General features: G+C 71.3%; 25 protein-coding genes. 10 read left to right on the top strand and 15 right to left on the bottom strand.

The window, feature by feature from the left end; translation table 11 throughout:
* Together AC2VOR_RS15785 and AC2VOR_RS15780 are read left to right on the top strand one after the other, a co-directional pair.
* The coding region (locus tag AC2VOR_RS15785; protein WP_486964086.1) for a cation-translocating P-type ATPase at positions 1-3311 on the top strand (3311 nt) is incomplete at its 5' end.
* A 40-nt stretch (positions 3312-3351) separates the two neighbouring features.
* Positions 3352-3720 (top strand): hypothetical protein, encoded by a 369-nt coding sequence (locus AC2VOR_RS15780; RefSeq protein WP_369741247.1) that lies wholly within the window; start codon positions 3352-3354, stop codon positions 3718-3720.
* Here the strand turns inward: AC2VOR_RS15780 and AC2VOR_RS15775 are convergent.
* The 8 genes from AC2VOR_RS15775 to AC2VOR_RS15740 form a co-directional block, all read right to left on the bottom strand.
* A complete protein-coding gene (locus AC2VOR_RS15775) occupies positions 3713-4183 on the bottom strand; it encodes a DsrE/DsrF/DrsH-like family protein (protein WP_369741248.1) in 471 nt (156 codons plus the stop codon). The genes AC2VOR_RS15780 and AC2VOR_RS15775 overlap by 8 nt on opposite strands.
* A 17-nt stretch (positions 4184-4200) precedes the next feature.
* On the bottom strand, positions 4201-4518 hold the full coding sequence (locus AC2VOR_RS15770) for a TusE/DsrC/DsvC family sulfur relay protein (RefSeq protein ID WP_369741249.1): 318 nt from the start codon (positions 4516-4518) through the stop codon (positions 4201-4203).
* Complete coding sequence (gene sqr / locus AC2VOR_RS15765; protein WP_369741250.1) at positions 4515-5774, bottom strand: type III sulfide quinone reductase, selenoprotein subtype; 1260 nt, start codon at positions 5772-5774, stop codon at positions 4515-4517. The genes AC2VOR_RS15770 and sqr overlap by 4 nt, the downstream gene beginning before the upstream one ends.
* Positions 5775-5880: 106 nt before the next feature.
* Entirely contained in the window at positions 5881-7443 is a 1563-nt protein-coding gene (locus tag AC2VOR_RS15760; protein ID WP_369741251.1) for an AMP-binding protein, read from the bottom strand.
* A complete protein-coding gene (locus AC2VOR_RS15755; protein ID WP_369741252.1) occupies positions 7440-8345 on the bottom strand; it encodes an SDR family NAD(P)-dependent oxidoreductase in 906 nt (301 codons plus the stop codon). The genes AC2VOR_RS15760 and AC2VOR_RS15755 overlap by 4 nt, the downstream gene beginning before the upstream one ends.
* Before the next feature lie 105 nt (positions 8346-8450).
* The gene (locus AC2VOR_RS15750; RefSeq protein ID WP_369741813.1) at positions 8451-9827 is read right to left on the bottom strand and encodes an aldehyde dehydrogenase family protein; all 1377 of its coding nucleotides are present in this window, start codon (positions 9825-9827) and stop codon (positions 8451-8453) included.
* An 8-nt stretch (positions 9828-9835) separates the two neighbouring features.
* Positions 9836-10939 (bottom strand): acyl-CoA synthetase family protein, encoded by a 1104-nt coding sequence (locus tag AC2VOR_RS15745; RefSeq protein WP_369741253.1) that lies wholly within the window; start codon positions 10937-10939, stop codon positions 9836-9838.
* 101 nt (positions 10940-11040) lie between these two features.
* On the bottom strand, positions 11041-11961 hold the full coding sequence (locus AC2VOR_RS15740; protein ID WP_369741254.1) for an oxygenase MpaB family protein: 921 nt from the start codon (positions 11959-11961) through the stop codon (positions 11041-11043).
* A gap of 106 nt (positions 11962-12067) precedes the next feature.
* Between AC2VOR_RS15740 and AC2VOR_RS15735 the strand changes: the two genes are divergently transcribed.
* The 3 genes from AC2VOR_RS15735 (at position 12068) to AC2VOR_RS15725 (ending at position 14976) form a co-directional block, all read left to right on the top strand.
* Positions 12068-12721, top strand: coding sequence for a TetR/AcrR family transcriptional regulator (locus tag AC2VOR_RS15735; RefSeq protein ID WP_369741255.1), 654 nt, complete (start codon positions 12068-12070; stop codon positions 12719-12721).
* A gap of 9 nt (positions 12722-12730) precedes the next feature.
* Positions 12731-14107 (top strand): adenylate/guanylate cyclase domain-containing protein, encoded by a 1377-nt coding sequence (locus AC2VOR_RS15730; protein WP_369741256.1) that lies wholly within the window; start codon positions 12731-12733, stop codon positions 14105-14107.
* Positions 14108-14229: 122 nt separating this feature from the next.
* The gene (locus AC2VOR_RS15725; protein WP_486964085.1) at positions 14230-14976 is read left to right on the top strand and encodes a class I SAM-dependent methyltransferase; all 747 of its coding nucleotides are present in this window, start codon (positions 14230-14232) and stop codon (positions 14974-14976) included.
* 30 nt (positions 14977-15006) lie between these two features.
* On the opposite strand, the gene AC2VOR_RS15720 is transcribed toward AC2VOR_RS15725, so the two are convergent.
* From AC2VOR_RS15720 to AC2VOR_RS15710, 3 genes are all read right to left on the bottom strand, one after another.
* Positions 15007-15459 (bottom strand): SRPBCC family protein, encoded by a 453-nt coding sequence (locus tag AC2VOR_RS15720; RefSeq protein ID WP_369741258.1) that lies wholly within the window; start codon positions 15457-15459, stop codon positions 15007-15009.
* Between the two features lie 60 nt (positions 15460-15519).
* Entirely contained in the window at positions 15520-15690 is a 171-nt protein-coding gene (locus tag AC2VOR_RS15715; RefSeq protein ID WP_369741259.1) for a hypothetical protein, read from the bottom strand.
* 143 nt (positions 15691-15833) lie between these two features.
* Positions 15834-16691 (bottom strand): SDR family oxidoreductase, encoded by an 858-nt coding sequence (locus AC2VOR_RS15710; RefSeq protein ID WP_369741260.1) that lies wholly within the window; start codon positions 16689-16691, stop codon positions 15834-15836.
* A gap of 60 nt (positions 16692-16751) precedes the next feature.
* Between AC2VOR_RS15710 and AC2VOR_RS15705 the strand changes: the two genes are divergently transcribed.
* Complete coding sequence (locus AC2VOR_RS15705) at positions 16752-17366, top strand: PaaI family thioesterase (RefSeq protein ID WP_369741261.1); 615 nt, start codon at positions 16752-16754, stop codon at positions 17364-17366.
* A 3-nt stretch (positions 17367-17369) separates the two neighbouring features.
* Here AC2VOR_RS15705 and trxA read toward each other — a convergent pair whose 3' ends face one another.
* The 4 genes from trxA to AC2VOR_RS15685 form a co-directional block, all read right to left on the bottom strand.
* Positions 17370-17801, bottom strand: coding sequence for a thioredoxin (gene trxA, locus AC2VOR_RS15700; RefSeq protein ID WP_369741263.1), 432 nt, complete (start codon positions 17799-17801; stop codon positions 17370-17372).
* Positions 17798-18568 (bottom strand): DUF2127 domain-containing protein, encoded by a 771-nt coding sequence (locus AC2VOR_RS15695; protein ID WP_369741264.1) that lies wholly within the window; start codon positions 18566-18568, stop codon positions 17798-17800. Before AC2VOR_RS15695 ends, trxA begins: the two co-directional genes overlap by 4 nt.
* 55 nt (positions 18569-18623) lie before the next feature.
* Positions 18624-18965, bottom strand: coding sequence for an MmgE/PrpD family protein (locus tag AC2VOR_RS15690; RefSeq protein ID WP_369741265.1), 342 nt, complete (start codon positions 18963-18965; stop codon positions 18624-18626).
* Between the two features lie 64 nt (positions 18966-19029).
* Entirely contained in the window at positions 19030-19893 is an 864-nt protein-coding gene (locus tag AC2VOR_RS15685; RefSeq protein ID WP_369741266.1) for a helix-turn-helix domain-containing protein, read from the bottom strand.
* A 161-nt stretch (positions 19894-20054) separates the two neighbouring features.
* Here AC2VOR_RS15685 and AC2VOR_RS15680 point away from each other — a divergent pair, with 161 nt between their 5' ends.
* The 4 genes from AC2VOR_RS15680 to AC2VOR_RS15665 form a co-directional block, all read left to right on the top strand.
* Positions 20055-20468: a nuclear transport factor 2 family protein gene (locus AC2VOR_RS15680; RefSeq protein WP_369741267.1), complete on the top strand. Its 414-nt coding sequence runs from the start codon at positions 20055-20057 to the stop codon at positions 20466-20468.
* On the top strand, positions 20469-21293 hold the full coding sequence (locus tag AC2VOR_RS15675) for an SDR family NAD(P)-dependent oxidoreductase (RefSeq protein WP_369741268.1): 825 nt from the start codon (positions 20469-20471) through the stop codon (positions 21291-21293). It begins immediately after the preceding gene.
* Between the two features lie 246 nt (positions 21294-21539).
* A complete protein-coding gene (locus AC2VOR_RS15670; RefSeq protein WP_369741269.1) occupies positions 21540-22838 on the top strand; it encodes a sodium:proton exchanger in 1299 nt (432 codons plus the stop codon).
* 24 nt (positions 22839-22862) lie between these two features.
* Positions 22863-23457, top strand: a 595-nt coding sequence (locus AC2VOR_RS15665; RefSeq protein ID WP_486964084.1) for an SDR family NAD(P)-dependent oxidoreductase, incomplete at its 3' end; no start/stop codon positions are given.

Genomic DNA, 23457 nt, shown 5'->3' with positions numbered 1-23457 from the left:
TGCAGACCGCGCACCGCACCGGCGCCCGGGTGGTGCTGCGCCACGTCGCGGGCACCGAGGACCTCACGGCCAGCGTCGCGGTGACCCACCCGCCGGGCACGCCGTTGCTGAAGCTGGTGCGCGAACTGCGCAGCGACCGCGGGCCGGTGTTACTGATCACCGCGCTACACCCGGATTTCGCCTCGACCGACACGCTGGCCGCGCTGGCCGTCGCCGACGTCGGCGTCGCTCTCGACGATCCCCAGGCCGCGACGCCGTGGACCGCGGACATCATCACCGGCACCGATCTGGCCGCGGCGGTGCGGATCCTGTCCGCGTTGCCGATCGCCCGCGAGGCCACCGAATCCTCGGTGCGCCTCGCCAAGGGCGGCAGCACCCTGGCCGGCCTGCTGCTGGTGACCGGCGACCCGCGGGCCACCACCAACCCCCTGGCGTTGCAGCGCTGGCTCAACCCGGTCAACGCCGCGGCCGCGGTCGCCCTGGTGCAGGGCGCGTTCTCGGCCACCCGGGTGCTGCGCCAGCCAGTGCCCACCCCCCAGCCGCTGACCGCCTGGCACGCACTGGATCCCGAGATCGTCTACTCCCGGCTGTCCAGCCGCACCCGGCCGCTGGCCGTCGAGCCCGGCATCGCGCCGTGGCAACGCGTGCTCGACGACCTGTCGTACAACCCGGCGCTGGCGCCGCTGCGGGGCCCGGCCGCCCAGCTGGGGCGGCTGTTGTCCGCCACCCGGGCCGAGCTTGCCGACCCGTTGACGCCGATCCTGGCGGTGGGTGCGGCGGCGTCGGCGATCGTCGGCAGCAACATCGACGCGCTGCTGGTCGCTGGCGTGATGACCGCCAACGCGATCGTCGGCGGGATGCAGCGGTTGCGGGCCGAGGCGGCCGTGGCCGAGCTGTTCGCCGAACAGGACCAGCTCGCGCGCCGCGTCGTCCTTCCCACCATGGCGACGTCGCAGCGCCGCCTGGCTGCGGCGCGCTCCGCGCCGCGCACGGCGACGGTGAGCGCCAAGTCGCTGCACCCGGGCGACGTGATCGACCTGGTCGCGCCGGAGGTGGTGCCCGCGGATGCGCGGCTGCTGGTGGCCGAGGACCTCGAGGTGGACGAGTCCTTCCTCACCGGCGAGTCGCTGCCGGTCGACAAGCAGGTCGAACCCGTCGCCGTCAACGACCCCGACCGGGCCAGCATGCTGTTCGAGGGCAGCACCATCGTCGCCGGCCGCGCCCGGGCGATCGTGGTGGCCACCGGCGCCGGCACCGCGGCGCAGCGCGCGATCTCGGCCATCGCCGACGTCGAGTCGGCGGTCGGGGTGCAGGCGCGGTTGCGGGAGTTGACCAGCAAGGTGTTGCCGCTGACGCTGGCCGGCGGCGCCGCGGTGACCGGTTTGGCGTTGGTGCACAAGGGATCGCTGCGTCAGGCCGTGGCCGACGGCGTCGCGATCGCGGTGGCCGCCGTCCCCGAGGGCCTGCCGCTGGTGGCCACTCTTGCCCAGTTGGCCGCCGCCCAGCGGTTGTCCCGGCGCGGGGCACTGGTGCGCACCCCGCGCGCGGTCGAGGCGCTGGGCCGGGTCCAGACGGTGTGCTTCGACAAGACCGGCACGCTCACCGAGAACCACCTGCGGGTGGTGCGCGGCGTCCCGCACGAAGTCGCCGTCGACGGCGAGTTGCCCGCGGCGACGGACCCGCGGGCCGCGGCGGTGCTGCGGGCGGCCGCCCGCAGCAGCACCCAGCCGCAGAACGGGCAGGGGCACGCGCACGCCACCGACGAGGCCATCCTCACCGCCGCGAAGTCGCTGAACGGGCAAGGCGATTCGGAGTGGACGCTGATTGCCGAGGTGCCGTTCGAGTCCAGCCGCGGTTATGCCGCCGCGATCGGGACCGTGGACGCCGACGCGGAGCCGACGCTGGTGGTCAAGGGCGCCCCCGAGGAGATCCTGCCGCGCTGCCGCTTCGCCGACGCCGGCCGCGAGCACGCCGAGACCTTGGTATTGCGTCTGGCCGAGCAGGGTCTACGCGTGCTGGCGGTGGCGCAGCGCCGTTGGGAGCACGGGACGAGCGAGGACGACACCGACGCCGACGCCGTCGACGCCGCCGCGCACGACCTCGAGGTGATCGGTTATGTCGGCCTGGCCGACACCGCGCGCGAATCCGCGCGGCCGCTGATCGAGGCCCTGATCGCCGCCCGCCGCCGGGTGGTGCTGATCACCGGCGACCATCCGGTCACCGCGCGGGCCATCGCGCGTCAGCTGGGGCTGCCATCGGATGCGCGGGAGATCACCGGCGCCGAACTCGCCACCCTCGACGAGGAGGCCCGGGCCAAGGTCGCCGCCGACGTCCAGGTCTTCGCCCGCGTCAGCCCCGAACAGAAGGTGCAGATCGTCGCGGCGCTGCAGGCCTGCGGGCAGGTCACCGCGATGGTCGGGGACGGGGCCAACGACGCCGCCGCCATCCGGATGGCCGACGTGGGCATCGGGGTGAGCGGCCGGGGCTCGTCGGCCGCCCGCGGGGCCGCAGACATCGTGTTGACCGAGAGCGACCTCGGCGTGTTGCTCGACGCCCTAGTCGAGGGCCGCGGCATGTGGGGCGGCGTCCGGGACGCGGTGGGCATCCTGGTCGGCGGCAACGTCGGCGAGGTCCTGTTCACCATCATCGGCACGGCGCTGGGCACGGGCCGGGCGCCGGTGGGCACCCGGCAGCTGCTGCTGGTCAACCTGCTCACCGACATGTTCCCCGCGCTCGCGGTGGCGGTCACCCCGCAATACCCCCAGCCCGACGAAACCGACGAAGCGGCCGGCACCGCGGCCGACACCGACGCCGAAGAACTGCATCGCGCCTTCCAGCGGGCCGCCCTCGCAGGGCCGGCGCCGTCGCTCGACGCGCCGCTGCTGCGCCAGATCGTCACCCGCGGCGCGGTGACCGCCGCCGGAGCGACGGCGGCCTGGGGCATCGGACGCTACACCTTCGGCACCGAACGGCGTACGGCCACAATGGGTTTGACAGCGCTGGTGACGACGCAGCTGGCGCAGACCCTGTTGACGCGCCGCCACAGTCCGCTGGTGCTGGGCACGGCGCTGGGCAGCGCGGGCGTGCTGGTGGCCATCGTGCAGACCCCCGGCGTCAGCCACTTCTTCGGTTGCACCCCGCTGGGACCGGTGGCCTGGAGCGGCGTCATCGGCGCCACGGCCGGCGCGACCGCCGTCTCGGTGCTGGCACCCAACTGGCTGGCCAGGCGGGTCGCGGCCCTGGAGCCCAAGGCCGCCGAGATCGCTACGCAGATCCCCGGCGTCTGGAATGGCGGCCCGAAGCCGGAATAGACGGAATCGTCACGCCGGATCGGCGTCGAAGAACCGCAAGGTGTTCCCGGGTGCGACCGAGCGGCCGATCGCGTTTGGCGCCGAGCTGGACGACCTCGAAACCCCCGCGCTCGGCTGGCTTTTCCCGGCCTGCGGTCTCGTCCTGTCCCTCGACGACGCCGGCCTCGCCTCCGGCGGGGTCAAGGTGGACACCGTGGTGGTCGACGGGCGGCGCCTGCTGCGCAGCCTGATGAGCTACCGGATCGCCGACGCGCTCGCGCGACTGCTCCGCGCCCAGACCGCCGACGTCGTCGTGTGCGCCGGCGACCTGCTGACCGAAAACGCGGTGCTGCGCAGCCGCATCCGAAGCGGGGTGGTGCGATCGCGCCTGCCGGTGCTGTTCGCGGAGGCCTCGGCCTCGGTCAGGTGAAGACGATCTGCCCGCCCGCGGCCAACTGGTAGAAGTCGCCGACCGTGATGATCTTGTCCTGAACCGGCTCGATGAAGTCGTCCGGGCCGAGACCGAACAGGTCCACCGACGCCTTGCAGGCGTACAAGCCGGCTCCGGTGTCGCCGATCATCTCGACGAACTCGGGCACCGACGGGATGTCGAGCTTTTCCATCCGGTCTTCCATGTAGCGCGTCATCAGCCCGGACACGCCGGGCAGGCCGCCGATCCAGGTGGGGATGTGCAGGCCCGGGTTGCCGACGGAGGCGAGCTTGATGCGCTTCTGCCTGCTCTTGTGAACGGCGTCCAGGCCGAAGAACGTGAAGAACAGGTTCGCCTCCATGCCCTCGGCGCGGGCGCCGTTCGCCATGATCAGGCCGGGGTAGATACCCTCCAGCGAGCCCTGGGAGATGACGATGGAGACCTTTTCGATCGCGCCGTCCATGTGATGCTCCGTCCGTGTTAAATGCAGCCGATGGGCTTGGGAATTCCGGCGATTCGCGCAGCCACCTTCGCGGGTCCCTTCGGGAACAGCTGGTAGAGGTCCTTGATGCTGACGCCGGAGCTCTTGCTCAGCGCGCGCACCGACGGTCCGCTGCCGCTCTGCTCGTATTCGTGGCGCATCTGTTTGACGACCTGCCAATGCTGGTCGGTGAGCGTGGCAACGCCCCATTCCTGAGCGATTTCGGGGGCCATGTCGGCGTTCCACTGCGTGGGATCGGTGAAGAATCCCTCGTCGTTCACGGTCACCTCGGTGCCCGCGTAGACCTTTGTCGTCATGTCACCTGCTCCTCTTGTTGTGCCACGGTGTCGAATCGTTTGCCGGAGCGGGGCATCGCGCTGGCGATGCCGGGAATGTCACGGCCGCGCAGCAACACGTTCCAGTACAGCCAGCGGAAGGCGAGCTTTCCCAGGTGGTTGAGCCGGGATTCGCGCAGCAGCGGCATCCCCACCGCCAGCGGGAAGTGCCCGGGCAACGGCTGGGTGTCGTAGTCGAAGTCGATGAGCAGGGCCTTCTGGTCCCCGCTCTCGATGAAGCAATTCGTGTGCCCGTCGAAGTGCGCATCCAGTGGCCGGCCGGCGAGGAACTGCACGATGTTGTGGGCCAGCACGTCGCCCTCGAAGTGGGCGACCGAACCCGCCTTGGAGGTGGGCACGTTGGTCGTGTCGCCGATCGCGAAGATGTTGGGCCGTGCCTTCGACTGCAGGGTGCGCTGGTCGGTCAGCACGAAGTTCAGCTCGTCGCCCAGGCCGGCGGAGCGGCCGATGAACTCTGCCCCGCCGTGCACCGGGATCATGACCGCGAGGTCGAAGTCGACCGTTCGCTCGTCGTAGGCGATCAGCCGGCCCGCCTGGCCGTCGACCTGTCCGGTGTTGAACTCGGTGACCAGCTCGATGCCCTTGCGCTGCAGTAGGTTACCCAGTTCGTGGGCGGCCACCGGCTTGGTGAACGCGCCGTCCAGGGGTGTCACGTAGACCAGTTCGACCCGGTCCCGGATGCCCCGGCGCCGGAAATACGCGTCGGCGAGGAAGCAGAATTCCAGCGGCGCGACCGGGCACTTGACCGGCATGTCGACGACGTTCACCGCGATGCGGCCGTGGTCGAACGCGGCCAGCGCATCGTGCAGCCCCTTTGCGCCCTCGAGGTTGAAGAACGTGAAGACGTTGCGCATCCACCCGGGCCCGGTCATGCCCTCGGTCTCCTCGGGCAGCAGCACGGCACCGGTGGCGATGACGAGCACGTCGTACTCCAGCACGGTTCCGTCGCTGAGATGGACCCGGTCGCCCTCGACGTCGACGCGGTCGATGTCGCGCTGGACGTAGCGAATCCCGGAGTGCAGTTGGCGGGCCCGGGACTTGACGAGTTTGTCGGGGTCGATCAACCCGAACGGCACGAACAGCAACCCGGGCTGATACACGTGCGCGTCGTCGCGGTCCACGACCGTGATGACGGCGTCGGAGAGCATGCGGCGCAACCGGTTCGCCATCAGCGTGCCACCCGTTCCGCCGCCGAGGATCACGATCCGCTTGTTCACGCCTTCGAGAATCCCCGGCCACCGGTCGGCGTCGCAGGGTCTTTGGTCCCCGATACCGCCGCTCAAGGTCCTCGATCCGCGGCGCCGGTGCGCCGCGCGCAGCTCCTCAGATCGGCAGTTCCCTGCGCACGACCTTGCCGGCGGCGTTGCGCGGGATGTTCGCGACGATCTGGATGTCGCGGGGCTGTTCGAAGCGAGAAACCCTGTCTTTCAGGTACTCTCGCAACGCCGCGATGTCGGTGGCACGGCCCGGCTGGAGCACGACGAAGGCGGCCAGCCGATGGCCGAACCGTTCGTCGGGAACGCCGACGACTGCGTTGTCGGCGACGTCGGGGTGTTGGGCGAGCGCGTTCTGCACCGCGCGCGGGTAGACGTTCTCTCCCCCGGAGATGATCATGTCGTCCTCGCGGCCGACGATGTAGAGCCGGCCCGCGTTGTCGAGATAACCCATGTCCCCGGTGCTGGTCATGCCGTCGACCACCGCTTTCGCTCCCCCGCCGGTGTAGCCCTCGCTGGCCAGGTCGCCGCCGACGAAGATACGGCCGGTGACGCGCGGCCCGACCGGCCGGTCCTGCTTGTCGAGGATGCGCACCAGGGCGCCCGCGACCGGTTTCCCGACGGTCTCGGGGGCGTCGCGCAGGTCGGCCGGCGTCGCCAGCGCGCCGATGCCGACCTCGGTGGAGCCGTAGCCGTTGTAGAGGATGTCGCCGTAGGTGTCCATGAACCGCTGCCCGAGCGTGGGATCGAGCCGGTCCCCGCTGGACATCACGACCCGCAGGTGCGGCACCGGGTTGCGCGCCCGGACGCGCTCGGGCAGGTCGAGGATGCGCGCGAGCACCACCGGCACCGACGTGAACGCGTCGGCGCGATGCAGCGACGCCTGCGCGAGGGCGGCCTCGGCGTCGAAGTGGCGCTGGGTGAGCACGGTGCCGCCCAGGGCCACCGTGATCATCAGCATGCCCAGGCCCAGCCCGTGGAACATGGGCATCGCCACCGAGATTCGCGATCCCGTGTGCAGCCGGGTGCGGTCCAGGATCGTCACCCACACACCCACCGCCGAACGCAGCTGCGGGGTGCGCGGCACGCCTTTGGGCGTTCCGGTGGTGCCCGAGGTGAGCAGGACGATGCGGCCCGGCGCGGCCACCCGTGGCCGCGGGTCGCCGTCGTGCACCGTGGCCGTCGCCGGGTCGACGACGGCCACCGACCGGTCGGCGGCGCGCACCCGCTCGGTGAACTCGTCGTCGGCGACCATCGCGGTGATCCGGTGACCTTTGAGCGCGGCCGCCAGCGCGTCGGTGCGGAACTCTGTGTTGACCAGCACCACGTCTGCGCCGAGGAGGGCGGCGGCGAAGAACCCCTCGACGAAGCCCCGGCCGTTGCGGCACATGACCCCGACCGCCCCGCCGGGGCCGGCGCCCTCGCCGGCCAGCCGGCGCGCCAGCGCCTCGGCCCCCCGCTGCAGGTCGCGGTAGCTCAGGGCGCCGTCGTCGTCGACGATGGCGGACCGGCGTGGCCAGCGGGCCGCCGTGATCGCCAGCAGGGTGTAGGGGTTGGTGCGGCTGCGCCCCGCCTCGTGCAGGAGCCGGTACGCGGCGGCCGGGGACAGCGGGCTGAGCAGCCCGGAGCGCAGCAGCGCCCGGGTGGCGGTGGTGAGCACGCCGTCGGTCATCGCGCGGCCTCGTCGGTGTCGGTCTCGGTGAAGAACCGGCGGTACCACAGCCGGGCCGCCTGGTCGGCCGGTCCGGCCAGCAGCACCGAGGCGAGCTCGGCCGGCCACACCCAGGGCGGTTCGACGGAGCGCGGGCGTTCGATGACCGCCTTGGCGATCGCGTCGGCGGCGCCGTCCGGCGACAGGCCGGGAAGCCTGCCCAGCACCGGCGTGGGCTCGATCATCCGGGTGCGGACCAGCGCGAAGTAGACCGACGTGACGGTCACGCCGTCGGCGTGCAGTTCCGGTGCGACGCTGCGCAGCCAGCGATCGAAGGCCCCCTTGGAGGCCTGGTAGGCGCCCCACTGCGGGCCGGGCACCACCCGCACGCCGACGCTGGAGACGTTCACGATGTGCCCGCCGCCGTTCTCGCGCATCGCCGGCAGCAGCCCCAGCAGCAGCCAGATCGGCCCCAGGTAGTTGATGTCGATGGTGCGCCGGAAGTCGTGCGGCCGGTCGTACTGCTGGTGCAGCGAGCGGCGCAACGACTTGCCGGCATTGCTGACCACCACGTCGAGCGGGCCGTGGTCGTCGATGATCTGCTTGGTCAGCGCGCGGACGGCGGCCTCGTCGGTGAGATCGGTGGGGTAGGCGACGGCCTGCCCGCCGCCCGCGTTGATCGACGCCGCGAGGTCGTCGAGCCGGTCGGCCGACCGGGCGACCACCAGCACCGTCGCCCCGGCCGCGGCCAGCCTGCGCGCGGTCGCCTCCCCGATCCCGTACGACGCGCCCGTCACCAGGGCGGTCTTGCCGGAAACGGCGCCGCGAAGCCGGTCCGGATCGGAGATCCGCGCCGGGTTGGCCAATCGGTCGGTGGCCGCTTGAAGGGCCTGCGCTATCACGTTCACCTTTGACTGCCGCATCCGCTGGAGTGCACGCCGAGGGGTGGCTCTGGCTCAACCGTGCGCCTCGACCGTTCTACAGCTAGCAGACCACACGGCGTCGCGAACGCCTTTCGGCGGCCCCGGTCAGTCGTCGATGAAGCCCTTGTTGCGCATCAGGACGTCGGCCAGGAAACCGTCGTGCGGGATCTCGGGCGCCCCCTGGAAGGTCGGGTGGCGGCCACGGTAGACGTTACTCACGGTCGGTTCGGCGAGCAGCGCGTCGATCAGCGCGTCGTCGCCGGTGATCGCGGTGATGACCAGGGAATGCCGCAGCGGCGCCACGCCCGCAGCGGGCGACCAGGGCGACACCCACACGCACGGAAACGGCAGTTCGGTGTTGAGCGTGTCGGTGAGCCGGCCCGCGCCGGGCCCGGCCAACAGGTGCACGGCCGGGCGCAGGGCGGCGCACCCGTCGCCCACCTCGGCCACCACCTGGTCGGCGCCGAGCAGTGGGGTGGTCCCGGCGGCCCGGGCCGCCAGGTGGCTCGCCAGCGCGTGCGCCTTCTCGAGCGGCTGGGTGGGCAGGACGGCCCGCTCGTCCCCGCTCGGCAGGGGTTCGATGGTGGCCAGGCGTTCGGCGATCGCCGCGGCCAGCGGCGCGGGGTCGCCCTCGCAGAGCACCGCGGTGGTGTTGACGCAGGCCATGCCGCCCAGGTTGGCGATCGAGTCGACGATGACGTCGAGGTGCTCGCGCCAGTCGCGGTCGGCGGTGATCAGGATCTTCGCCCGTCCCGGCCCGTTGACCACCACCGTGGGGTCGGCGGCGTACTTGTCGACGACGTCCTGCCCGCCGTAGACCATCGCGAGGTCGGCCGCGCGGATCAACTCGTCCGCCCCGCCGTGATCGGTCGGCAGGTAGGCGGCGTCCTCGTTGCGGAACCCCGCCCGGCGCAGCGCGGTGACCAGGCGGTGCGCGGTCAGCGGCTCGCGCCGCGACGGACGCACCGCCACCCGGTAGCCCAGCGCGAGCGCCTGCGGCCACAGGCCGTGCACACCGGGGCCGTTGCCGGCGGCGTGCACGGCGAACACCTCGCCGCGGCGCACCCACACCGCGCCCCCGCCGCGGATCCGCTCGTCGCGCCAGTCCGGCGCCGCGCCGACGGGACGGGCCGGGCGCACCGCGGCGAACGCGCCGCCGACCGCGCCGGCCACTCCGCGCGCCCCGGCGCGGGTGACCGCGATCGGCAGCCCCGAGATCCGGCTCGCCGCAGCGACATAGCCCTCGAAGTCCAGTCCCGCGATGGTCGCGGCGGCGAAGACCTGCGCCGCTTCGGCCAGCGCGGCCTCGCGTTGCGCGAACGGCAGCGGCCGGGCCTTGCGCTGCGCGGTGAGGGTTCGCGAAACATACAGCGGCGGAACGATGCTCAGCTCGGTCACCGCGTCGCCGGCCGCGCCGGGGAGGGTTTCGCGGTTTCGGGTGCGGTACTCGCCTTGCGGGCCGAGCGCATCGATGTGCACCAGATCGCCTTTCAGTACACGCCTTCGATGACGGCCTCGCCCTCGAAGGTGCTCACCGGCCGCACCGCGCTGACCGAGTCGCCGACCTGACCCGCCGGTCCCGGCATGCGGACGGCCAGGTCGCGTTCCAGGTTGTTCGGGATGAACATCCCCTTGCTGACGTGGTTCATCACGACCCGGCCGAGTTCGCCGTAGGGCACTTCCGCGCCGGTGTCGGGGTCGACGACCCGGAACACGACGTAGGGGCTGCGCGGGTCGAAGACGAACGTGCCGTCGTCGGCGGTCCGGGTGACCGCCTGGGACAGCACCATGGTGCTGCCGAAGGCCATCGTGATGGTCGTGGCCGGGAAGATGTCGCGCAGCAGGTCGAGCGTGTCGGCGTCCACGTGCGCGCCGCTGAGCAACAGGTAGCGGATCTTGGCGTTCACCAGGTCCACCACGCGGTCGTCGCGGGCCATCGCCTGCACCAGCGGCGGCGTGGCGTGCAGGTTCGCGACGTCCTGCGTCTGCAGGACGAAGACGGCCTGTTCGATGACGTGCTCGACGTAGGCCGCCACCTCGGCGGCGGCGTTGCGGGCGGTGAGCTTCTTGACCCAGCGCGGGTCGATGTCGATCGGGTGGAACACCGACCCCAGCCGCTCGGAGACCAGGCGCGAGAAGTAGCCCACCCCGTGCGGCCCGCTGGGCATCAGGCACAGGAAGCCGCGCCCGGGCAGGAAGCCGCCCGTCGCGAAGTCCTCGGTCTGCCATTCGACGACCTGGGCACACCAATCCGGCAGTTGCGCGGTGCGTTTTGGGGCGCCGGTGGTACCGCCGGACTCGAAGATGCGGGGCAGCGGCGCCGGGTATCCCTGAGCGGCGTAGCCGCGGGGAACCAGGTCCTCGACCGGCACGGCGCGCAGTTCGTTGACCAGGTTGGGAAACCGGCGCAGGTCGGCGAAGGTCGTGACGTCGCTACGCGGGTCGAAGTCCAGCGCCTCGGCCGTGCGCAGCCAGAACGCCGAACCGGTGTCCGGACCGAAATGCCAGGCGATCGCGGCCCGCAGGTAGGCCTCGGGGTCGTCGATCGGCGCCGTCCTGGGGACGTCCAGCAGCGCGAAGTCGATGTCGGCCATGCCACCGATCCTGTCACAGGACCCGCGCGGCAAATGGCTTCGGCTGCCGATTGGCTTACGGCACAGAGAATTTCGCTTCCGGTCACGCGCCGTTCAACTGTTCAGGCGCCGTTGTGCAGCCCACGCGGATCGACCCCCACGCGGCGCCACGCTCTGGCCGCCCAGGGCAGATAGACCATCGACAGGGGCAGGCGGTTGATGAGCGGGTTCAGCGCCCGCATGGTGGCGGCGAACCGCTGAAAGCGCCTCTCCTTCTTGTCGTTCCAGTCCAACTGGCACACCGCACGCATCTGCGGGGGCAGGGTGCCCACCAGGACCAGCCGGGTGTAGGCGTTGAGCGGCGCGGACAGGACCTTCCAGATCGGCGCAGGGATCCGGCGCGGACCCGGTATCCCCTTGCGGATGTAGCCGGTGCCGTACAGAACGGTCTTGTGGGGGACGAACCGGTCGAGCATCGCATCCCAGTAGGCCAGGAACTCGTCGTAGGTCTGCGGCTGCCCGCGGTCGCTGACCCCGTAGAGGCCGTACCAGGTTTTGCCCTCGTCGAAGATCTGTTCCTTCTCCGCGCGGGACAACCGGCGGATGAAGGTGTCGGCCGTGTAGATGACCTGGTCGACGAAAGTGGCGTGCGCCCAATAGAACAGCTCGGGATTCAGCGCGTGGTACCGCGAGCCGTCGCTGACGGTCCCCTTGATGGGCCTGTGGAAGTCGCGGACCTTGCGGCCCCACGTGTGCGGGTCGCCGGAGTAGACGGTCTCCATCAGGGGCGGCGCGGTGCGCCGCGCCCGGCCCAGCGTGTCGCTGAACACCACCGAGTGGTCGAGCACGCCCTGGGCGAGTTGCTCGATGCAGTTCTCGACCCCGGCCGTGCGCTGGAAGCCGAAGAACTGCGTGCGGTGATCGCCGTAGAACTTCCAGATCAGCGAGTCGGGCCCCAGCCGCGGTGTCGCGTCGGGGCCGTCGTCGACCAGCACGGGCACCGCTTCGCGAACATCACGGTCGAACCGGGATCCGGCGGTCATGCTCACCCCTCGTCGGCGCGTGCCCTGCGTGATTCATTGACACAAAATAGTGTCTTTGTGTCAGGCTAACATTTCTACGTCGAGATTGCAGTGGGGGTCGTGATCCATGCGGTTTGACAACCCTGGCGGCGACCTCGGCGAGAAGGCCCACAAGGCCGAGAAAGCCGCGAAAGCCGACGTCGACCGGGTCATCCTGGACACCGCGCGGGCGGTGTTCGAAACCTACGGCGTGCGCCGGGCGAACATCGAGGACGTCGCCGCCCGCGCCGGGGTCAGCCGCAGCACCATCTACCGGCGCTTTCCCAGCAAAGACGCCCTGTTCGAGAAGGTGGTCCGCCGCGAAGCCGGCCACTTCTTCGCCACGCTGGACCGGGCCACCGCCGGATGCACCCCGCAGCAGGCCGTGGTAGAGGCGTTCGCCCTGGGGGTGCGCCTGGTGCAGGACTCACCGCTGTACTCCCGGATCGCCGAGAGCGAACCGGAGTTGTTCGGGCTGTTCTCGCGTTCCGAGGTCTTCCCGATCCGGCAGTTCGCCGACGGGATCGCCCACACGCTGCGGCGCTGCGGCGCCGATCTGCCCGACCCCGAGCTGGCCGACGTCGCCGACATCCTGCTGCGGGTCGCCCTCGGCATCATCGTGTTCCCCACCGACCGACTCGACACCGCCGACCCGGCCGCCGTGCGCGCCTACGCCGCCCGCTACCTGGTCCCGATCATCGGCGGTCGGCAAAGGGCAGACCCCGTCGGCGACCTGGATTAGCCTGGACGCGTGGTGCCGGTAACGCGGACCAGGTACGTCAGCTGCGGCGAGATCGACATCGCCTATCAGGTCTTCGGCGGCGGCCCGGTCGACCTGCTCGTGCTGCCGGGGCCGTTCATCCCGATCGACTGCGTCGACGACGAGCCGTCGATGTACCGCTTCCATCGGCGGCTGGCCTCGTTCGCCCGGGTGATCCGCTTCGACCACCGCGGGATCGGACTGTCCTCGCGGGTCCCGTCGCCGGACATGATCGGACCGGAGTCCTGGGCGAACGACGCGATCGCGGTCATGAACGCGGCCGGGTGCGAGCGCGCGACGGTGCTGGCACCCAGCTTCACGTCGCTGGCCGGCATCGTCCTGGCCGCCGATCACCCCGACCGGGTGAGCGGCCTGGTAACCGTCAACGGCGCGGCGCGCACGCTGCGCGCCCCGGACTACCCGATGGGCTCCGACCTGAGCGCGGCCGACCCGTACACGACGACCGCCATGGAGCCGGACGCCGTCGAGCAGGGCTTCGACCTCCTCGGCATCATCGCGCCCAGCGTCGCCGACGACGACGCCTTCCGCGCCTGGTGGGACATGGCCGGCAACCGGGCGGCGTCACCGAGCATGGCGCGCGCCTTCGTCCGCAAGATCAGGGAGGGCGACGTGCGCGACCGCCTCGGCCGCATCGCCGTGCCGACGCTGATCCTGCACCGCGACAATCCGGCGTTCAGCCCCGTGGCGCACGCCCACTACCTCGCCGAGCGCATCCCCGGATCGCGCCTGGTCGAACTCGCCGGCGGGGACGCCCTGTACTGGGTCGGCGACACCGGCCCGATGCTCGACGAGATCGAGGAGTTCGCCACCGGGGTGCGCGGCGGCTCCGACGCCGAGCGGCTGCTCACCACCATCGTGTTCACCGACATCGTCGGCTCCACCGAGCGGGCCGCCGCGCTCGGCGACCGCCGGTGGCGCGACCTGCTGGACAACCACGACGCCATCGTGCGCCACGAGTTGCAGCGGTTCGGTGGCCGCGAGGTCAACACGGCCGGCGACGGATTCGTCGTGACGTTCAGCAGTCCCAGTGCCGCGCTGGCCTGCGCCGACGCCCTCGTGGACGCCGTCCGGGTGCTGGGCGTCGAGGTGCGGGTCGGGATTCACGCGGGCGAGGTCGAGGTGCGTGGCGCCGCGAAGGACGACGTCGCCGGCATGGCCGTGCACATCGGCGCGCGGGTGGGCGCACTGGCCGGCCCGGGCGAGGTGCTGGTGTCCTCCACGGTGCGCGACATCGTCACCGGGTCGCGGCACCGGTTCGACGACCGCGGCGAGAGCGCGCTCAAAGGGGTGCCGGGTCGGTGGCGCCTGTACGCCCTGTCCCGCGGGCAAGCCATCGTCAGGCGTTAACTCATCCCACATTCGCCGGACAGTCCGGCGCCCACCGCCCGGCGTAGGCTACACATGAGGGACATCCGAGCCGAGAGCGCCAATTGCGGCGTACAGCTTGGCATTTGATCGAAGGAGCACCCATGACCGATGTGCACGTCTCGCTGCCGCCCGCGCTGCGCCGCGCGATGGACCTGCTTACCGATCCCCCGGCCGACCCGGACGTCAGCAGGGGATATCTGGATCTGCTCGGCACCGCACCGGCCGGGGACGCCGGCGTCGCCAAGAACACCGGCCCGATCCAGGCCGCGTGGGCATCGCCGATCGGGTCGATGCTCTACGACAACGCCCAGGCCCTGTCGCGGCGGCTGATCAGCGCCTGGCGCCACCCCGTCGAGTGGCTGAACATCCCGGCCGGGGGCACGGCGCTCGACGTCGGCTCGGGCCCGGGCAACGTCACCTCGTCGCTGGCGCGCGCGGCCGGCCCGGACGGGCTGGCGCTGGGTGTCGACATCTCCGAGGCGATGCTGGCGCGGGCCGTGCGCAACGAGGCGGGCTCGCAGGTCGGCTTCATCCGCGCCGACGCTCAGCGACTTCCGTTGCGCGACAACACCGTCGATGCGGTCGCCTCGATCGCGGTGCTGCAGCTGATCCCGGATCCGGCGGCCGCCCTGGCCGAGATGGCCCGGGTGCTGCGCCCCGGCGGCAGGCTGGCCGTCATGGTCCCGACAGCCGGACGCGCCGCGCGGCTGTGGCAGATGCTGCCCAACATCGGGGCGCGCGCGTTCGGCGACGACGAGATCGGCGACATCCTGGAGGACAACGGGTTCGCCAGCGTGCGCGTCACGAACCTCGGGACGCTGCAATGGGTGCGCGGCAAGAAGGGCTGAGCCGGCGCTGAGGACACCGGCTCGCCGGGCTCAGGCTTCCCGCGCCAGCTCGGCGAGCCGGTCCAGCGACGCCCGCAACCGCTCGGGCGTGGTCGACCGGGCCCGCTCGAGGCGGCTCTGGTCGGTCAGCGCGGTCCAGTCGTAGGTGTGGGTCACGCTGGTGAGGTCACCGGCGAGCGCCTCGAGCTGCCAGCGCCACAGGTGGCCGGGCGGCTGCTTGCCCTTTTCTGCCGGGAGCCAGGCGATCTGACTGCCCTCGATGAACTCCACGACGTGGTTCTCCCGCACGGCGCCGTTGGTCAGCGTCGTCCTGAAGATGTCGCCGACCTGGCGCACGCGCTGTCCGGGGGCAGCCGAGGCGAGGTTGTCGTTGCCGTCCCAGCTCGGCTGCCGCGACGGGTCGGCGATCAGTTCGAAGATTCGCTCGGCGCGGGCCGAGATGACGCGGGTGGCGCTGACGATGCGTTCCTCGAAGTCGGACATACCGCTATCCAAACACGTCGCGACTCACCCCGCCCGAAGCGCCTCGACCGGTCCGCGCCCTCAGCAGCGTTCGGCGCCCCTGCGCATCAGGCGCGCGTCGGCGGGGCCCGGGGCCGGGCGCCGCCTTCTCTTCAGCACGGCCTGCAACGCGTCGCAGGCCCGCGCCCTGAGGGGCGCGACGACATCGAGGCTGGTGGGGTCCTGAGGGATCCAGTCCTGCAGCGTAGGCATGGGTGCCTCCCCTTAAATCTGTTCGGCCGCTTGACCTCACTGAATTGCACCGCGGTCGTTTTACGGTCGCACGGCGACCGGGTAAACGGCGCGAGAAGCCGGTTGTGGTGTCGGACACAATCGCGGGCACCGCGCCGGCCCCGTCACACCGGGCCGGCGGTTCGCGCGCGGAACCGGCGCAGGTAGCCGACCAGGCGGTGCGCCGGGATCGCCGTAGGCCAGTCGTCGGCACGGAAGTACGCGTCCGATCCGCCGTCGACGAACACGACGCTGCCACAGAGGAAATCCGCAGAGTCCGACAGCATGAAACACATCCAGTCGGCCATGTGCCCGGCCTCGCCGAACCCGCCCAGCGGAACCGGGAACGACCGCACCGCCTTGGCCTGCCGCGGCGTCGAAAGCTGTTCTTGCAGTAGCGGAGTCATGATGGCACCGGGAGCCAGCGCGTTCAGGCGCACCCCGGCCCCCGCCCACTCCGGCAGCACGGCGTGCCGGCGCACCCAGCGGCTGACCGCGATCTTGGACGCCGCGTACATCATCGTCGGTGCGCCCGGCCCGTAGAACCGCACCGCCCGTACCGCCTTGTCGGCGTCGTGGGCCAGCAGGGCCCGCACGGCCCGGCCGGGGACCGCGGGCACGGTCGTCGTGGAGTTGCTGGCGACGACGACGACCTTGGCGCGCCCGGCCGCGGCCAGCGCCGGCCGCCAGGCGACCAGGGGCTCGACGACCCCCAGGTAATTGACCTGGGCGATCTGGCGCACCCGGTCCCGGCCTGGGCTCGGACCCAGACCCGCCGCCAGCACCGCGCCGTCGAGCCTGCCGCCCGCGGCCGCCAGGACGGCGTCGGCGGCCTCCCGGCGCCCGTGCGGCGTCGACAGGTCGGCGATTATGTCGGCGTCTTTGACGTCGACGCCGATCACGGTGTGGCCGTCGCCGTGCAGCCGCTGCACGGTCTCGCGGCCCATCCCGGACGCCGATCCGGTGATCGCGTAAGTGCCCATGAAATCTCCGTTCCTGCCAGGGGAAGTATGCCGCCGGGGCCCCACTGTTAGGTTGCGGGGATGCACAACCAGATGCCCTGCGTCGACCCCGGCCGGCTCGAGTCGGACCATGTGCCGCTGGCCGAGTCGATCCGCCGGCTCATCGACGTCAGCATCCGCACCGAGGCGGGCGCGGCGGAGGTGGCGGCCGCCAAGGCCCGGATCGACAGTGCCGCAGACGAATTGAGCCGGGCGCTGCGGCCGGGGCCGTTCGGTGTGCACCGGATGCCCGACGGCCAGACCATCGCATGCGGCAACGCCGTGGTCGGTGTGCGCAACCCCGTCGCGCCGCCCCTGGTGATCCATCACGACCCGGACGGGCTGGTGTGGTCGGAGTTCGTACTGGGCGTGGCCTACGAGGGACCGCCGGGCAAGGTCCACGGCGGCGTGTGTGCCCTGGTGCTCGACCATGTGCTCGGCGCGGTGGCCCACCAACCGGACAGGCCCGCCTTCACCGGCACGCTGACCCTGCGTTACCGACGGCCGACGCCGCTGGAGCGGCCGCTGCGCGCGGAGGCGCGTATCGAGCGCACCGAAGGGGTGAAGATCTTCGCCGTCGGCCACCTCGCGGCCGAGGACGGCCTCACCGTCGAGGCCGAGGGCGTTTTCATCCTGCCCAGGCAGTACCGGGGCTGACCCTCACTTCAGCGTGTCGTCGACCCAGGCGCGCAGCGCGGGCAGCGGCGCGGCACCGGACTGCCGGGACAGCACCCGGCCGTCCCGCATCAGCAGCAGCGTCGGCACCGCGCGGACCGCGAAGCGCTGAGACACCGCGGGTGCGGCGTCGACGTCGACCTTGACCAGCTTCAGCCCGCCCGCCCGTTCCCGCGCCAGCTGCTCGAGGGCCGGGCTGACCGTCCGGCACGGACCGCACCACGTCGCCCACAGGTCGACCAGCACCGGCACCGACGCCTTCTCGGCGACGTCGGCGAAGGTGTCGTCACGCGCATCGACGATCCACGGCAGCCACTGCCGGCACTGCGCGCAGCGGGGTTTGCCGGCAGTGGCTGCCGGCACGCGATTCTTCCTCCCGCAGTGGGGGCAGGCCACGACGCGCGAGTTCTCGCTCATGCCGCGGCCCTCGTCGCCGCCCGCTCCACGTCGAGGAGCTGCTCGCCACGCCGCTCCTCCGCGTAGGCCGTGCGGCCGCCCCGGACCCCGAACAGCCGTTTCGACGCGACGAGGTAGACGACGGCGGCCACGTTGATTGTGAAGGTGACCGCCCGGGTCGTCGTGACCCCCTTGGCCAGCTCGGAGATCTCCAGCGGCAGGAACACCGAGGTGGCGACCACCGCGAAGTACTCGCCCCAGCGTTGCAACAACCACAGCCCGACCCCTTCGACGACCTCCACCAGGGCGTAGACGGTCAGCGCCACGGTGAGCAGGGTCAGCGTGGATGCCTTGGCCGCCAGCGCCTTCTCCAGTTCGTGCACCGCCGTCATCTGGTCGACCTGGAATCCGCTGGCGCGCAACAGGGGCAGGTCGCGGTCCAGCGTGGCCTGGATGGATCCGCGCGCACCGCGGAACTTCCACACGGCGTAGGCCGCCAGCGCGATCAGCAGCGCCCGCAGCAGGCGTTCGGCCCCGAGGGCCCGGACGATGATCGCCTGGCGCAAAGCCTTGCCGCGCAAGACCGTCGGGGCGTCCGTGGTGGCGCCGCGGCGGCGCGGCTCGCCGAGAACGAACTCCCCGCAGCGCAGGCAGCGCCACACCGGTCCCACGGCCGTGTCGCCGCGCAGCCGGTCGGCCAGCGCCTCGTCGTCCGGCACGAAGGTGGCGTGCCCCGCGAGGCCGCAGGTCACCAACTCCCAACGGTCGCCACCGCGATCTACGTGCATGACCACCGATCATCCAGGGCGGTCGGCAAAAGACGCAAGAGGGCGCGCGGGGCGGTCAGAAGCGCCGCTTGCCGCGCGGGCGCACCGGTACCGGGCTCGCCTCGCCCAGCAGGGCCGTCAGCCCGGCGACGGGTATGTCGTCCAGGTGGTCGACCGCGTCGACGATCTCGGCGCGCGGCGCCTCGCCGCAGCAGGGTTCGGCGAGCCAGTGGGACTTGCCCACCACGCGTGCCCAGGACATCGGCCGGTTGGGAGACCCCTCGTATTCTCCTCGCTCGCAACCGAATTCGCGGTCTTCGCGCGTCACCACCCGCACGCGTGCGGCGGTGCGCTGCGGGTAGCCGGCGGTCAGGTCGGCGGCGGGTGTGACGTCGACACGCGCGAGCGGGAACCGCACCGGTCCGGCTGCTGTGCGCCGACCACGAAGTCGGCGAGGTCCGCCACGACCGAATCGGGTCGTCTCAACCGGCCCGCTCGACGGCGCCCGGCGGCGGGGACTCGCTGATGGCCGTCGTCTCGTCGGTGAGCTGCTTGCCGATCGTCCGGACCTGGCGGGCGCTGAGCGGGCACAGCGGATGCACGGCGACCATCAGGGCGACGTGGTGGCGATGGTCGAAGACCGGTGCGGAGATGGTCACCACCGGCTGCTTCCGGCGTCCGGGGTTGTCGTCGGAGAGAAAACCTATGGCGGTGAACTCGACGAGCAACTGGTCGACGATGGGGCGCACCGACGACGGCATTTCGTCGATGTCCAGGGTGGCTACGGCCTGCACGGCCTGAGCCAGCGTGGGCGTGGTCCAGTCGACGTCGAAGCCACGCTCGCGCGTGTGTGCCAGCACCTGTTCGAGCCGGTGGGTGCGTTCCGGGTTGTCGCCGGCACCGCGGCGGATCCACGCGCGTTGTTCCTCGTCGGTGTCCCAGGCGGCGAAAGCCACACCGAACGGCGGCGCATAGGGGATCCGGTCGCCCGGGATTCCCGCCGGCGCGGTGGCGGCTTCGTTCTCGAAAGCGGTCACCACCAGTGAATCACCGAACCGCTCGACCACGGAACTGGCGTAGCCGACCCTCTTGGACAACCGCAGCGACGCGGAACGGGCCGCGTTCGCCAACGGCCGGGCGGTGTCCGTGCGGGCGGCAACCACGGCCAGCGCGGGCCCGAGCGCGAACGTCTTCGTCACGGGGTCGCGGGTGGCCCAGCCCCGGTCGCACAACGTCTTGAGGATGGCGTGCGCCGTCGCCTGCGTGAGGTCGAGCTCGCGCACGACGTCGGAGAAGCGCAGGCGCGTATTCGCCGACCGCGTCAGGAGCTCCACCACATCGAGCACCCGGGCGGTCGGCGCGGACGTCGACCCACGAATCGCTTGACTCCCTTGTTCCGGCCTTCGTAAGGTTATCCCGAACATTCGAGATTTAATATCGATTATTCGAGAAACTGCGTTTTCGCCCGGCCCGCCCCGATCGTGGTCCATCCGAACGGAGACGCCCCATGACCGACCAGCAAGATCGCCAGGACATCTCCGATCTGTTGGTGCGCTATGCCACCGGGATCGACCGCCGCGACTGGCCGCTGTTCCGCACCGTGTTCACCGACGACTGCGAACTCGACTACGGCGAGATCGGCGCATGGAGCGGGGTGGAGGCCGTCACCGATTTCATGGAGCGGGTGCACGCCCCGGCGGGCCACACGCTGCACCGCCTCACCAACCAGGCCATCACCCTCGACGGCGACAAGGCCATGGCGCGAACCTACGTCGATGCGCTGATCATGTTCGGCGACAACCAATCCGGAGCCAACGGGATCGGCTTCTACGACGACGAGATCGTGCGGACCCCCGACGGGTGGCGCATCGCCCGGCGCCGGTTCACCGCGGTGCGCGTCGCGACGGTCGGGAACGCTTAGATGACGTTCGCGGACACCTACGGGCCGTGGGCGCTCGTCGCGGGCGCGTCGGACGGGGTGGGCGCCGCCTTCGCCACGGGACTCGCCGAGCGCGGCGTCAACGTGGTGCTGCTGGCCCGGCGCCAGGACGTGCTGGATGAGGTCGCCGCCGGGATAGCGTCCCGCACGTCGGCCCAGACGCGCACCCTGGCAATCGATCTCGCGCAGCCGGGCGCCGCGGCGGCGATCGCCGAGGGCACCGGCGATCTGGAGATCGGGTTCCTCGTGTACTGCGCGGGCGCCGACCCCGACTTCAAGCCGTTCCTGGCCGGCCCGCTCGCGGCCGCCGAGGCGATGGTGCAGCGCAACTGCATGGTGCCGATGCAGCTGTGCCACCACTTCGCGCCGGCGATGGTCGCGCGCGCCCGCGGCGGGATCGTCATCTTCGGGTCGGGTGCCGGGCTGGCCGGCGGGCCCAACATGGTCGCCTACGGCGCTTCCAAGGCGTTCGACATGGTCTTCGCCGAGGCGCTGTGGGCCGAACTGCACGACAAGGGCGTCGACGTCCTGGGCCTGATCCTGGGCAAGACCGACACGCCCGCGCTGCGGCGGCTCGAACACAGCCGCGGCCAGATCGACTCGCCGGACGACGTGCCCCCCGGCGCCGCCGCCGTGGACGACGTGATCGGGGAGGCATTCGAGAACCTGTCCAACGGCCCCACCTGGATCGTGGGTGAGGACCTTCGCGCGGCGACGCAGATGATGGGATCGCTGACGCGCAACCAACTGGTGCGGCTCATGGCGCAGGCCAGCGCCGCGGCGATGGGCGCCGATCGGCCCGAGTAGGGCGCGCACGAACGCGCGGGCCGGCCGGAACCATCCGGGGCGCCGGCCCGTCGGAGTTAAGCGTGGGACCAACGCCCGTACGGGGTTTGCCTAAGTTGTGATTTAGCCGAGCCAAACTTCTGGATTCCCTTGCAGGAAAAGGCGACCCGCCGCCGCTTCGATCACCCGTCGCGTTGCTGAGCACCGACTCGGCGGGTAGGTTAGGTAAGGGTTCGCTACGGTAGCCGCGCTCGATGAGTTCGAAGGATGACGATGCTGGCCACAGACAGGCCCGCGGCCGCCGGGACCTCACGTTGCGGGCGTCGCACCCTGATCCGCTCGGCGCTGATCACGGCGACGTTCATCGCCCCCGCGGTCGTCGTGACCGTGGCCGGCCTGCATCCGGACCCGGTGGCCGCCCTCCTGCTCTTCGGGGCCGCGGTGGTCTCGGCCAGCTTCCTGCTGGCCTGGGCGGCCGAGGCCGCCCAGGTCGACGTCTCCGGCGGCCTGGCGACGGCGGTGCTCGCTCTGATCGCGGTGCTGCCCGAATACGCCGTCGACCTCTACTACGCCTACGTATCGGGCCACAACCCCGAGTACACCCATTACGCCTCGGCCAACATGACGGGGTCCAACCGGCTCTTGATGGGGTTGGGCTGGCCCGTCGTCGTGCTGATCGGCATCCTCGTGGCGCGCCGGGCCGGCACCGGCAGACCCGGCGGGCTGGCGCTGCAGCCGGCCAACCGCGTCGAACTCGGCTTCCTGCTGATCGCCGGGGTGTTCGCGTTCGTCATCCCGGCGACTTCGCAGATCCACCTGGCCTCCGGGGTGGCGCTGCTGGCCTGGTTCGGCTTCTACCTCTACAAAGTCAGCCGCGGCGACGTGGAGGAACCCTCCCTGATCGGGACCGCCGCCGCCCTGGGCGAGCTGCCCGATCGCCGCCGGCGCCTGGGCGTCGTCTGCCTGTTCGCGACCGCGGGCGCAGTGATCCTGTTGTGCGCTAAACCGTTCGCCGACAACCTGGTCGCCGCCGGCGGCGAACTGGGGATCGACCGGTTCCTGCTGGTGCAGTGGCTGGCCCCCTTAGCCTCGGAAGCCCCGGAGTTCATCATCGCGACGATCCTCGCCGCGCGCGGCAAGGGCACGGCCGCCATCGCCATGCTGATATCGGCCAAGGTCAACCAGTGGTCCCTGCTGATCGGGTCGTTGCCGGTCGCCCACCTGCTCGGCGGCGGCGGGCTCTCGCTGGCCCTCGACCCGCGACAGGTCGAGGAAATCCTGCTCACCGCAACCCAGACCATGATGGGGGTGGCGCTGCTCATGGGGCTGCGCTTCCACCGGGCCACGGCATGGGCGCTGCTGGTGTTGTTCGTCGTCCAGTTCCCGATCGCCTCAACGCACGGGCGGCTGCTGCTGTGCGGCGTCTACACCGCGGTGGCCCTCGCCGGGCTGGCCGTCAACCGCGGCCAGCTGGCCGCCACCGTCCGGGCGCCGTTCTTCACCAACGCCCTTCGGCACGGCGGTCACCCGCACGACGCGGTGCGCGAACCCCGGCTCCCGACGTAGCGCCCCGGCGTATACGGTCCACGTATGACTCGAGTGTCGGTGATCACAGGCGGCGCGGGTGGCATGGGCCTGCCCACGGCCGCAGTCGTCGGCCGCGACCACACCGTGGTGCTCTGCGACGTCAGGCAGGACCGCTTGACCGCCGCGGCCGCGACGCTGCAAGAACACGGCGTGACACCCACGCTCGTGAACTGCGACGTGACCGACCGGCGCGCGGTCGCGGACCTGTTCGACACCGCGAACGGCCTCGGCACCGTCGTCTCGGTCATCCACGCCGCCGGGGTGAGCCCGAGCATGGGCCCGGCCGACTACGTCATGCGGACCAATGCGCTGGGCACCCTGCACGTCAACGAGGTGTTCCACGCGGTGGCCGGCGAGGGCGCCGTGATCGTCAACGTGGCGTCGATGGCGGCCCACCTGCTGCCCGCGGAAATGGTTCCGGCGGCGCAGTTTCCGCTGGCGCTGCACGACGCCGAGGCCTTCCTGGACGCCATGATGGCGGCGTGCGACATCGTGCCCGAGGAGGGGCGATCCGGCATCGCCTACGCGGTGAGCAAGAGCTTCGTGCGGTGGTACAGCCAGTCGCAGGCGGAACGGTTCAACGCGCGCGGCCTGCGCA

The sequence above is a fragment of the Mycobacterium sp. TH-M103 genome, assembly GCF_057473785.1.
Note: the sequence above shows the minus strand (reverse complement) of the source record. Positions and strands in the feature narration are given on the sequence as shown.

Excerpts from the sequence above, each read along its gene's own strand:
- AC2VOR_RS15775 (WP_369741248.1), bottom strand. The coding sequence starts at position 4,183 with ATGGACGGCGCGATCGAAAAGGTCTCCATCGTCATCTCCCAGGGCTCG.
- AC2VOR_RS15770 (WP_369741249.1), bottom strand. The coding sequence starts at position 4,518 with ATGACGACAAAGGTCTACGCGGGCACCGAGGTGACCGTGAACGACGAG.
- AC2VOR_RS15760 (WP_369741251.1), bottom strand. The coding sequence starts at position 7,443 with ATGACCGACGGCGTGCTCACCACCGCCACCCGGGCGCTGCTGCGCTCC.
- AC2VOR_RS15755 (WP_369741252.1), bottom strand. The coding sequence starts at position 8,345 with ATGCGGCAGTCAAAGGTGAACGTGATAGCGCAGGCCCTTCAAGCGGCC.
- AC2VOR_RS15745 (WP_369741253.1), bottom strand. The coding sequence starts at position 10,939 with ATGGCCGACATCGACTTCGCGCTGCTGGACGTCCCCAGGACGGCGCCG.
- AC2VOR_RS15740 (WP_369741254.1), bottom strand. The coding sequence starts at position 11,961 with ATGACCGCCGGATCCCGGTTCGACCGTGATGTTCGCGAAGCGGTGCCC.
- AC2VOR_RS15735 (WP_369741255.1), top strand. The coding sequence starts at position 12,068 with ATGCGGTTTGACAACCCTGGCGGCGACCTCGGCGAGAAGGCCCACAAG.
- AC2VOR_RS15725 (WP_486964085.1), top strand. The coding sequence starts at position 14,230 with ATGACCGATGTGCACGTCTCGCTGCCGCCCGCGCTGCGCCGCGCGATG.
- AC2VOR_RS15720 (WP_369741258.1), bottom strand. The coding sequence starts at position 15,459 with ATGTCCGACTTCGAGGAACGCATCGTCAGCGCCACCCGCGTCATCTCG.
- AC2VOR_RS15715 (WP_369741259.1), bottom strand. The coding sequence starts at position 15,690 with ATGCCTACGCTGCAGGACTGGATCCCTCAGGACCCCACCAGCCTCGAT.
- AC2VOR_RS15710 (WP_369741260.1), bottom strand. The coding sequence starts at position 16,691 with ATGGGCACTTACGCGATCACCGGATCGGCGTCCGGGATGGGCCGCGAG.
- AC2VOR_RS15705 (WP_369741261.1), top strand. The coding sequence starts at position 16,752 with ATGCACAACCAGATGCCCTGCGTCGACCCCGGCCGGCTCGAGTCGGAC.
- trxA (WP_369741263.1), bottom strand. The coding sequence starts at position 17,801 with ATGAGCGAGAACTCGCGCGTCGTGGCCTGCCCCCACTGCGGGAGGAAG.
- AC2VOR_RS15695 (WP_369741264.1), bottom strand. The coding sequence starts at position 18,568 with ATGCACGTAGATCGCGGTGGCGACCGTTGGGAGTTGGTGACCTGCGGC.
- AC2VOR_RS15680 (WP_369741267.1), top strand. The coding sequence starts at position 20,055 with ATGACCGACCAGCAAGATCGCCAGGACATCTCCGATCTGTTGGTGCGC.
- AC2VOR_RS15675 (WP_369741268.1), top strand. The coding sequence starts at position 20,469 with ATGACGTTCGCGGACACCTACGGGCCGTGGGCGCTCGTCGCGGGCGCG.
- AC2VOR_RS15670 (WP_369741269.1), top strand. The coding sequence starts at position 21,540 with ATGACGATGCTGGCCACAGACAGGCCCGCGGCCGCCGGGACCTCACGT.